The 10,429-nt window shown below is 44.7% G+C and carries 10 protein-coding genes, 2 tRNA genes, 2 rRNA genes and 1 other RNA gene (1 of these 15 cut by a window edge); 11 read left to right on the top strand and 4 right to left on the bottom strand.

The features are described from left to right. Positions 1-12 precede the first annotated feature (12 nt). The 4 genes from dck to NYE22_RS00115 form a co-directional block, all read right to left on the bottom strand. The gene (gene dck / locus NYE22_RS00100; protein ID WP_003226792.1) at positions 13-666 is read right to left on the bottom strand and encodes a deoxyadenosine/deoxycytidine kinase; all 654 of its coding nucleotides are present in this window, start codon (positions 664-666) and stop codon (positions 13-15) included. Further along, positions 663-1,286 (bottom strand): deoxyguanosine kinase, encoded by a 624-nt coding sequence (dgk, locus tag NYE22_RS00105; protein ID WP_283933981.1) that lies wholly within the window; start codon positions 1,284-1,286, stop codon positions 663-665. The genes dck and dgk overlap by 4 nt, the downstream gene beginning before the upstream one ends. A 98-nt stretch (positions 1,287-1,384) precedes the next feature. After that, a complete protein-coding gene (locus tag NYE22_RS00110; RefSeq protein WP_342412222.1) occupies positions 1,385-2,668 on the bottom strand; it encodes a glycoside hydrolase family 18 protein in 1,284 nt (427 codons plus the stop codon). A gap of 69 nt (positions 2,669-2,737) precedes the next feature. Continuing rightward, positions 2,738-3,283, bottom strand: a complete 546-nt coding sequence (locus NYE22_RS00115; RefSeq protein WP_003226786.1) for an isochorismatase family cysteine hydrolase — start codon at positions 3,281-3,283, stop codon at positions 2,738-2,740. Between the two features lie 85 nt (positions 3,284-3,368). Here NYE22_RS00115 and tadA point away from each other — a divergent pair, with 85 nt between their 5' ends. The 11 genes from tadA to NYE22_RS00170 all read left to right on the top strand — a co-directional run. Next, entirely contained in the window at positions 3,369-3,854 is a 486-nt protein-coding gene (tadA, locus tag NYE22_RS00120) for a tRNA adenosine(34) deaminase TadA (protein ID WP_003226784.1), read from the top strand. 82 nt (positions 3,855-3,936) lie between these two features. Beyond that, an RNA gene (ffs, locus tag NYE22_RS00125) (signal recognition particle sRNA large type) lies at positions 3,937-4,201 on the top strand. A gap of 129 nt (positions 4,202-4,330) precedes the next feature. Beyond that, a complete protein-coding gene (gene dnaX, locus NYE22_RS00130; protein ID WP_069322309.1) occupies positions 4,331-6,022 on the top strand; it encodes a DNA polymerase III subunit gamma/tau in 1,692 nt (563 codons plus the stop codon). A 23-nt stretch (positions 6,023-6,045) separates the two neighbouring features. Further along, the gene (locus NYE22_RS00135) at positions 6,046-6,369 is read left to right on the top strand and encodes a YbaB/EbfC family nucleoid-associated protein (protein WP_003225427.1); all 324 of its coding nucleotides are present in this window, start codon (positions 6,046-6,048) and stop codon (positions 6,367-6,369) included. 14 nt (positions 6,370-6,383) lie between these two features. Beyond that, positions 6,384-6,980: a recombination protein RecR gene (recR, locus tag NYE22_RS00140; RefSeq protein WP_003225425.1), complete on the top strand. Its 597-nt coding sequence runs from the start codon at positions 6,384-6,386 to the stop codon at positions 6,978-6,980. A 17-nt stretch (positions 6,981-6,997) separates the two neighbouring features. Continuing rightward, on the top strand, positions 6,998-7,222 hold the full coding sequence (locus NYE22_RS00145; protein ID WP_003242387.1) for a YaaL family protein: 225 nt from the start codon (positions 6,998-7,000) through the stop codon (positions 7,220-7,222). A gap of 66 nt (positions 7,223-7,288) precedes the next feature. Continuing rightward, positions 7,289-7,552 carry a sigma-K factor-processing regulator BofA gene (bofA, locus tag NYE22_RS00150; protein ID WP_003225421.1) on the top strand — a complete coding sequence of 88 codons (264 nt, stop codon included), beginning with the start codon at positions 7,289-7,291 and terminating at the stop codon, positions 7,550-7,552. Between the two features lie 245 nt (positions 7,553-7,797). Further along, a 16S ribosomal RNA gene (locus NYE22_RS00155) occupies positions 7,798-9,347 on the top strand. Between the two features lie 102 nt (positions 9,348-9,449). Next, positions 9,450-9,526: transfer RNA gene (locus tag NYE22_RS00160), tRNA-Ile, on the top strand. Positions 9,527-9,537: 11 nt separating this feature from the next. Continuing rightward, positions 9,538-9,613, top strand: a tRNA-Ala gene (locus NYE22_RS00165). 81 nt (positions 9,614-9,694) lie between these two features. Beyond that, positions 9,695-10,429, top strand: a 23S ribosomal RNA gene (locus tag NYE22_RS00170); it runs 2,193 nt beyond the window's last position. Together the 16S and 23S rRNA genes with 2 tRNA genes alongside form the textbook arrangement of a ribosomal RNA operon.

A 10,429-nucleotide genomic window follows, 5' to 3' on the forward strand; every position in this document is an offset into this window, starting at 1 on the left:
CTCGACTGAGATTCACTTTTTTTGATTATCATGAATAACTGAAGCAATTTGATCTACAATATTTTCAATCGAGTTTTCGTCGTTCAGAAGATCATAATCTTCAATGCGAAGTTTTAAAACAGGGCAGGCATTAAAACCGCTTATCCAGTTCTCGTAGCGTGTATGCATTTCTTCCCAATAAGACCTGCTTGTCTGAAGCTCCATCTCACGGCCGCGTTGTTCAATCCGGTTTAAAATGTTCTCCAGATCTCCTTCTAAATAGATCAACACATCTGGGTGTGGGAAATACGGTGTCATCACCATTGCTTCGAAAAGGCTTGTGTAAGTCTTATAATCAACCTTTGACATTGTCCCTTTATCAGCATGCATTTTTGCGAAAATTCCTGTATCTTCATAAATCGAACGATCCTGTACAAAACCTCCGCCGGCTTCAAAAATTGTTTTTTGTTCTTTGAAGCGTTCAGCTAAGAAGTAAATTTGAAGGTGAAAGCTCCAACGTTCAAAATCATGATAGAACTTTTCCAAGTATGGATTATGATCGACTTCCTCCAAAGATGTTTTAAATCCAAGCCGTTTAGCTAAAGTTTTCGTTAAAGTCGATTTTCCGACACCTACTGTTCCTGCTACTGTAATAATTGAATTCTTAGGGATATGATGTTCCTTCATACGATAAGCTCCTTTACATGGGCGGCAATGCGTTCAAAGTCGCTCTTATTCAAAACGAAATCCTTTGAATCACCATCTACGGTTAACACTGTAAGTTCAGGGTCTGCTTCCTGCAGCTGCTTGATGGCGACTTCATAATCTGAAATCAGCTGCTCCAAATAGCTAGTTTCAATTTTTTTCTCAAAGGGGCGCCCGCGTTTTTCAATGCGGTGTAGCAATGTAGGCAGACTGGCCTTTATGTAAATGATGAAATTCGGCTTTAGCAGATCATCCGTTAGCAGGTGATATATCTTTTTGTATTTTTCCAGCTGATGTGGAGACAAGGTGCGTTCCGCAAAAATCACATTTTTATAAATATGATAATCAGCTATTACAGGCTGTCCCTTTTTTAAAAAGTGATCACTGGTGTCTTCAAGCTGTTTGTATCTGTGACAAAGAAAAAACATCTCGAGCTGGAAGCTCCATTCCTCTATATTGTCATAAAACTTATCAAGGTACGGGTTATCCTCTACAATCTCATTGATCATAGGGAATCCGAATTCTTGTGAGAGCATCGTTGCGAGAGTTGTTTTTCCTGCCCCGATAGGACCTTCTATTGCAATAAAAGGGGCTGTATTCATCGGAATCCTCCTTATATCTGAAAAACGTGCGTCAGTTACCGACCTTCATATTGTATCACAACCCTTGGGTGCCCCCATGAAAAAAAGACGTTTCCAAATTATCGAAACGTCTTTTTAACAACATTAAATTGATCAGACAGCAGCAGCCAGTTTTGCGGAAAGGAAAGACCCAGCTTCCAATAGCTGATGCCTCTTAAATTCAGCTCTTTAATCAGATTAAATTTTGCTTGAATCGAGCGGGCATCCTCGAACCATACCTCGTGTCTTCTGTTTTCTGCATCAGTATAGCGGAAGAAAGGGGCCTGAGCGGTTTGGTCATACTGAATTTCTGCATTGTTTTGATCGGCAATGACAATGGCTTGTTGAGGGCTTATTGCTCTTGCCGGAGTTCCGCCAGCTGTGTATGGCAGTGTCCAGTCATACCCATATAAATTCTGGCCCATGACAATTTTATTCGCAGGCATTTCAGTCAAAGCATATTCTATGACATCCCGAACAGGCCCGATTGGAGAAACAGCTTGAGCCGGCCCGCCGCTATAGCCCCATTCATATGTCATGAGAACAACAAAGTCGACGATTTGGCCATGGGCTCTGTAATCATGGGCTTCGTACCATCTGCCCTGCTGTGTTGCGCTTGTTTTTGGGGCAAGCGCCGTAGAAATTTCTAAGCCTTCTCGATGGAAAAGATCCCTTGCTTCGCGGAGAAATTGGTTATAGGCTTCTCTATCCTGGGGCCGCAAATATTCAAAGTCAAAATGAATATCATAGAAACCATATCTTTTTGCATTCTCGACTATTTCATTTAAAAGTCTTCTTTTTACAGTATCGTCGTTCAAAAGGATCCGGCCGAGTTCATCGCTGAATGCCTGGTTTTCTAGGTTCGTTATAATCATCATCAATGCCGTGTTTTGATTCTCTGTAATGCTTCTTAAATTTGTTAAAGGCGGTGCGACTAATGTTCCGTCACGCTGTGCCTGGAAACTGAATGCGCCAAGGTACGTTAAGTAGGGCGACGCTTCTCTGGCCGCCTGCTGGAGATTTTCGCTGACTTGATTTCCGCGGGGTTCCAAATAAGCATTTGATTCGATGTCTCGTTTAGGAACGGGAGGGATGTATAAGCGAAAACCAATCTGCAATACGGTATTTAACTGGATTCGGTTAACCCTGGCAAGTTCGGCTGCCGTTGTATTGAACCGCCGTGCGATGGATGTCAGGGTATCACCTTGTTGAACATCATAGAACTGGCCAGCTATTGGAATGACAATGGTTTGTCCGACAACAAGGCTGTCGGGATTCGGTATTTCATTCGTTTCTGTGATTTCACTTACAGTTGTTCTGTATTGTGAAGCGATAGCAGAAAGAGTGTCGCCTTGTTTTACCACATAAATTTGAATGAAAAACGCCTCCTTTCATATCGCTATCAATGTATGAAAGAAAAGCGCTGATCATGTTTATTTTTCTGTAATTTGTTCTTCCGTCGTAATTTCTGCGAAAAGAACATTCTCCATCATGGTTAAGGCGAATTCGTTATCTTCGTCACTGTTTGACGCGATACAGTCCTTAGGAATCGTGATGCTGTATTCCCTCATATAAGCGTCATTAGCGGTAAACAGCACACATATATTGCCGGCTATACCTGTTAAGATAATATGTCTCACCTGCAACTCAGTAAGAAGGGTGTGAAGTGCAGTTTCGTAGAAAGCGGAATGTTTCGGTTTGATTAAAAAATAATCAGCATCTTCCGGAGCTATCTTTGTGATGATATCCTTGCTTCTTTCATTTGTGCATTCTTGCTGAATGTTTTTAATATCAGCTTGCCAAAGTCCATAATGATCATTGATGTAAATAATCGGCCATTCATTTTGTCTCGCGTGCTCCTTTAATGATAAAATATGAGGAACGATTTTTTCTGTTTTTTTAGCGAGGGTTTCTCCCATATCGAATTCAAAATTATTGATCATGTCTACAATGAGAAGGGCTGTATCTGCTTTGGACAATCGACAGTCTCCTTTCCGTTTCAGTTATAGTTAATATGTAGCCTTTTTAGGCGATGAAAAAACTTTGAAAAGAGAGCTTATCCTTATGACACAAGATGAACTTTATATGAAAGAAGCAATTAAAGAAGCGAAAAAGGCTGAAGAGAAAGGTGAAGTGCCAATAGGTGCGGTGCTTGTCGTTAATGATGAAATTATAGCGCGTGCACATAATTTAAGAGAGACTGAGCAACGATCTATTGCCCATGCAGAAATGCTTGTAATTGATGAAGCATGTAAGGCACTCGGAACATGGCGGCTGGAAGGTGCGACTCTTTATGTGACGCTTGAGCCATGTCCAATGTGTGCTGGTGCCGTCGTACTTTCTCGAGTGGAAAAAGTGGTTTTTGGCGCATTTGATCCGAAAGGCGGCTGTTCAGGCACGCTAATGAACCTTCTTCAGGAGGAACGCTTTAATCATCAGGCTGAAGTGGTGAGCGGTGTACTTGAGGAAGAATGCGGCGGAATGCTCAGTGCGTTTTTCAGAGAACTAAGAAAAAAGAAGAAAGCCGCCAGGAAAAACTTGTCTGAATAGTACGGTTGCAATTTTTAGGGGAAACAGATATACTTAAGTGTGCATCGTAATAGATGCAACATAAAATTTGATATTTATTTTGCCGTGCTAAGCGGGGAGGTAGCGGTGCCCTGTACCTGCAATCCGCTCTAGCAGGGCCGAATCCCTTCTCGAGGTTCGTTTACTTTAAGGCCTGCCTTAAGTAAGTGGTGTTGACGTTTGGGTCCTGCGCAATGGGAATTCATGAACCATGTCAGGTCCGGAAGGAAGCAGCATTAAGTGAAACCTCTCATGTGCCGCAGGGTTGCCTGGGCCGAGCTAACTGCTTAAGTAACGCTTAGGGTAGCGAATCGACAGAAGGTGCACGGTAAATCAATCATCAAATTTTCAGACTCACCTAACATTAGGTGAGTTTTTTGTTATGTAAAAAGAGCTTTTGGAATCGAAACAAGGTTCATGTATAATGGGAATGATGAATAACGGAGGAGGGCAAACCCGTGAGTTACCAAGCTTTATATCGAGTATTCAGGCCTCAGCGCTTTGAAGATGTGGTCGGACAAGAACACATTACAAAAACGCTGCAAAATGCCCTTTTGCAAAAAAAGTTTTCTCACGCCTATCTGTTTTCCGGGCCAAGAGGAACCGGAAAAACCAGTGCAGCCAAAATATTTGCCAAGGCTGTCAACTGTGAACATGCTCCTGTTGATGAGCCATGCAACGAATGTGCGGCCTGTAAAGGGATAACAAACGGGTCAATATCCGATGTCATAGAAATTGACGCCGCTTCTAATAACGGTGTTGATGAGATTCGTGACATTCGCGATAAAGTGAAGTTTGCCCCATCGGCCGTCACATATAAGGTATATATCATAGATGAGGTGCATATGCTTTCTATCGGCGCTTTTAATGCATTACTAAAAACATTAGAAGAGCCGCCTGAGCATTGTATCTTCATATTAGCAACAACTGAACCGCACAAAATTCCTTTAACCATTATCTCTAGATGTCAGCGTTTTGACTTTAAACGAATTACCTCCCAAGCGATTGTAGGGCGCATGAATAAAATTGTTGATGCTGAACAGCTGCAAGTGGAGGAAGGATCGCTGGATATCATCGCGAGTGCTGCAGACGGAGGGATGAGGGATGCCCTGAGCCTCCTTGATCAGGCCATATCATTCAGCGGCGATATCCTGAAAGTCGAAGATGCGCTTTTAATTACGGGTGCTGTTTCTCAATTATATATCGGGAAGCTTGCAAAATCCCTGCATGATAAAAACGTTTCTGACGCACTGGAAACATTAAATGAATTGCTTCAGCAAGGAAAAGATCCAGCTAAGCTGATAGAAGATATGATTTTCTATTTCAGGGACATGCTGCTGTACAAAACAGCCCCTGGCTTAGAGGGAGTGCTTGAGAAAGTAAAAGTCGATGAAACGTTCCGGGAACTAAGTGAACAAATTCCGGCTCAGGCCCTATATGAAATGATTGATATTCTGAACAAGAGCCATCAGGAAATGAAATGGACAAATCATCCGCGTATCTTTTTCGAAGTGGCCGTTGTGAAGATTTGCCAAACCTCACATCAATCTGCTGCTGATCTCCCGGAAGTGGATATGCTGATGAAAAAAATCCAGCAGCTCGAACAGGAAGTAGAGCGGCTCAAAACAACGGGCATAAAAGCAGCTGCGGAAAGCCCGAAAAAAGAAGCGCCGCGTGTGCCAAAGGGCGGGAAATCCAATTACAAAGCGCCAGTAGGCAGAATTCATGAGATTTTGAAGGAAGCCACAAGACCGGATCTTGATCTGCTCAGAAACAGTTGGGGCAAGCTTCTTGCTCATCTCAAACAGCAAAACAAAGTATCACATGCCGCTTTGCTGAATGACAGTGAACCTGTGGCTGCCGGATCGGCGGCATTTGTTCTGAAATTCAAATATGAAATTCATTGTAAAATGGTCGCTGAGGATAACAACGGAGTCCGGACTAATCTAGAGCAGATTTTAGAATCGATGCTCGGAAAAAGAATGGATTTGATTGGCGTTCCAGAAGCACAATGGGGTAAAATAAGAGAAGAATTTTTAGAAGATCATCAGCAGGAAAATGAAGGATCAAATGAACCGGCTGAAGAAGACCCGCTTATTGCCGAAGCGAAAAAGCTTGTTGGAGCGGATTTAATTGAAATAAAAGACTAACAAAATGAAAGAGAGTGAATGCTATGCGTGGCGGAATGGGTAATATGCAAAAAATGATGAAACAAATGCAAAAAATGCAAAAGGACATGGCGAAGGCTCAAGAAGAGCTTGCAGAAAAGGTTGTTGAAGGAACTGCAGGCGGCGGTATGGTAACAGTAAAAGCAAACGGCCAAAAAGAAATCCTGGATGTTATCATCAAAGAAGAAGTCGTTGATCCTGAAGATATTGATATGCTTCAAGATTTAGTGCTTGCTGCAACGAATGAAGCTTTGAAAAAAGTTGACGAAATCACAAACGAAACAATGGGTCAATTTACAAAGGGAATGAACATGCCAGGTTTATTCTAGGGGGATAAAAGAACATGCAATATCCTGAACCAATATCAAAGCTGATTGACAGCTTTATGAAATTGCCAGGGATCGGACCGAAAACAGCGGTTCGTCTGGCTTTTTTTGTTCTAGGTATGAAAGAAGATGTAGTATTAGATTTTGCGAAAGCATTAGTAAATGCGAAACGCAACCTGACATATTGTTCAGTTTGCGGGCATATTACAGATCAGGACCCTTGCTATATATGTGAAGATACGCGCAGGGATAAGTCTGTTATCTGTGTTGTGCAAGACCCTAAGGATGTTATCGCTATGGAGAAAATGAAGGAATACAACGGACAGTATCACGTTCTTCACGGCGCTATTTCTCCAATGGACGGCATCGGACCGGAGGATATTAAAATACCAGAATTGTTAAAACGATTACAGGATGATCAAGTGACAGAAGTGATCCTCGCGACAAACCCTAATATAGAAGGGGAAGCAACAGCGATGTATATATCAAGGCTCCTCAAGCCGTCTGGTATTAAGCTCTCCCGTATTGCCCACGGACTGCCCGTCGGCGGTGATTTGGAATATGCTGATGAGGTCACTCTTTCTAAAGCACTTGAAGGAAGACGTGAATTGTAAGGAGGAAAAAGCGATCCATGGGTTTTCTTCGCAAGAAAACATTAAGAAGAGAGTTTGATGAAAAACTAACCGAGCAGCTTTTTAAGCAAAAGGAAGAGTGGAACAGGCAAAAAAAGCTGGTTGAAAAAAGCTTAGAACCGTCTGCTGAAGTGTTATACGAACTGAAAGTAGCTGAAGCGAAGTATTTTTTTTACTTAAGGGAAGCGAAGCAGCGAAATTTAAAAATCAGCCGGTGGAAGTAAGTGGTCTAAACTCCTGGATCTTCTCATAAGCTTGTACTAGAACAAGCGAAGGAGATGAGAAGATTCATGGAGCCTATTTTTATTATTGGGATTATTTTAGGACTGGTTATTCTTCTTTTTTTATCAGGTTCAGCTGCGAAGCCTTTAAAGTGGATTGGCATCACAGCTGTTAAATTTGTGGCAGGTGCTTTGCTGCTGGTTTGTGTAAATATGTTTGGCGGCAGTCTTGGCATTCATGTGCCGATTAATCTGGTTACAACAGCTATCAGTGGAATTTTAGGGATACCCGGGATAGCTGCGTTAGTCGTTATTAAGCAATTTATCATTTAATTGATATTATGTATTGACTTAGACAACTGAAGGTGTTATTCTAATATACGTCGCTGATGACGAACAGCTTTTTTAAAAAGGAAATGTTAAAAAGTTGTTGACAGTAGCGACGGTAAATGTTATGATAATAAAGTCGCTTAAACGAGCGGTAAACAAAGTTCTTTGAAAACTAAACAAGACAAAACGTACCTGTTAATTCATTTTTTATAAATCGCACAGCGATGTGCGTAGTCAGTCAAACTACTTTATCGGAGAGTTTGATCCTGGCTCAGGACGAACGCTGGCGGCGTGCCTAATACATGCAAGTCGAGCGGACAGATGGGAGCTTGCTCCCTGATGTTAGCGGCGGACGGGTGAGTAACACGTGGGTAACCTGCCTGTAAGACTGGGATAACTCCGGGAAACCGGGGCTAATACCGGATGGTTGTTTGAACCGCATGGTTCAAACATAAAAGGTGGCTTCGGCTACCACTTACAGATGGACCCGCGGCGCATTAGCTAGTTGGTGAGGTAACGGCTCACCAAGGCAACGATGCGTAGCCGACCTGAGAGGGTGATCGGCCACACTGGGACTGAGACACGGCCCAGACTCCTACGGGAGGCAGCAGTAGGGAATCTTCCGCAATGGACGAAAGTCTGACGGAGCAACGCCGCGTGAGTGATGAAGGTTTTCGGATCGTAAAGCTCTGTTGTTAGGGAAGAACAAGTACCGTTCGAATAGGGCGGTACCTTGACGGTACCTAACCAGAAAGCCACGGCTAACTACGTGCCAGCAGCCGCGGTAATACGTAGGTGGCAAGCGTTGTCCGGAATTATTGGGCGTAAAGGGCTCGCAGGCGGTTTCTTAAGTCTGATGTGAAAGCCCCCGGCTCAACCGGGGAGGGTCATTGGAAACTGGGGAACTTGAGTGCAGAAGAGGAGAGTGGAATTCCACGTGTAGCGGTGAAATGCGTAGAGATGTGGAGGAACACCAGTGGCGAAGGCGACTCTCTGGTCTGTAACTGACGCTGAGGAGCGAAAGCGTGGGGAGCGAACAGGATTAGATACCCTGGTAGTCCACGCCGTAAACGATGAGTGCTAAGTGTTAGGGGGTTTCCGCCCCTTAGTGCTGCAGCTAACGCATTAAGCACTCCGCCTGGGGAGTACGGTCGCAAGACTGAAACTCAAAGGAATTGACGGGGGCCCGCACAAGCGGTGGAGCATGTGGTTTAATTCGAAGCAACGCGAAGAACCTTACCAGGTCTTGACATCCTCTGACAATCCTAGAGATAGGACGTCCCCTTCGGGGGCAGAGTGACAGGTGGTGCATGGTTGTCGTCAGCTCGTGTCGTGAGATGTTGGGTTAAGTCCCGCAACGAGCGCAACCCTTGATCTTAGTTGCCAGCATTCAGTTGGGCACTCTAAGGTGACTGCCGGTGACAAACCGGAGGAAGGTGGGGATGACGTCAAATCATCATGCCCCTTATGACCTGGGCTACACACGTGCTACAATGGACAGAACAAAGGGCAGCGAAACCGCGAGGTTAAGCCAATCCCACAAATCTGTTCTCAGTTCGGATCGCAGTCTGCAACTCGACTGCGTGAAGCTGGAATCGCTAGTAATCGCGGATCAGCATGCCGCGGTGAATACGTTCCCGGGCCTTGTACACACCGCCCGTCACACCACGAGAGTTTGTAACACCCGAAGTCGGTGAGGTAACCTTTTAGGAGCCAGCCGCCGAAGGTGGGACAGATGATTGGGGTGAAGTCGTAACAAGGTAGCCGTATCGGAAGGTGCGGCTGGATCACCTCCTTTCTAAGGATATTATACGGAATATAAGACCTTGGGTCTTATAAACAGAACGTTCCCTGTCTTGTTTAGTTTTGAAGGAACTTTGTTCCTTGAATAAGTTAAGATGGGCCTGTAGCTCAGCTGGTTAGAGCGCACGCCTGATAAGCGTGAGGTCGGTGGTTCGAGTCCACTCAGGCCCACCATCTTATATAACGGGGCCTTAGCTCAGCTGGGAGAGCGCCTGCTTTGCACGCAGGAGGTCAGCGGTTCGATCCCGCTAGGCTCCACCAACGTGTTCTTTGAAAACTAGATAACAGTAGACATCACATTCAATTAGTAACACAAGATATCACATAGTGATTCTTTTTAACGGTTAAGTTAGAAAGGGCGCACGGTGGATGCCTTGGCACTAGGAGCCGATGAAGGACGGGACGAACACCGATATGCTTCGGGGAGCTGTAAGCAAGCTTTGATCCGGAGATTTCCGAATGGGGAAACCCACCACTCGTAATGGAGTGGTATCCATATCTGAATTCATAGGATATGAGAAGGCAGACCCGGGGAACTGAAACATCTAAGTACCCGGAGGAAGAGAAAGCAAATGCGATTCCCTGAGTAGCGGCGAGCGAAACGGGATTAGCCCAAACCAAGAGGCTTGCCTCTTGGGGTTGTAGGACACTCTGTACGGAGTTACAAAAGAACGAGGTAGATGAAGAGGTCTGGAAAGGCCCGCCATAGGAGGTAACAGCCCTGTAGTCAAAACTTCGTTCTCTCCTGAGTGGATCCTGAGTACGGCGGAACACGTGAAATTCCGTCGGAATCCGGGAGGACCATCTCCCAAGGCTAAATACTCCCTAGTGACCGATAGTGAACCAGTACCGTGAGGGAAAGGTGAAAAGCACCCCGGAAGGGGAGTGAAAGAGATCCTGAAACCGTGTGCCTACAAGTAGTCAGAGCCCGTTAACGGGTGATGGCGTGCCTTTTGTAGAATGAACCGGCGAGTTACGATCCCGTGCAAGGTTAAGCAGAAGATGCGGAGCCGCAGCGAAAGCGAGTCTGAATAGGGCGCATGAGTACGTGGTCGTAGACCCGAAACCAGGTGATCT

Origin of the sequence: Bacillus sp. FSL K6-1560, assembly GCF_038592935.1 — a bacterium.
Classification (GTDB): domain Bacteria; phylum Bacillota; class Bacilli; order Bacillales; family Bacillaceae; genus Bacillus; species Bacillus subtilis.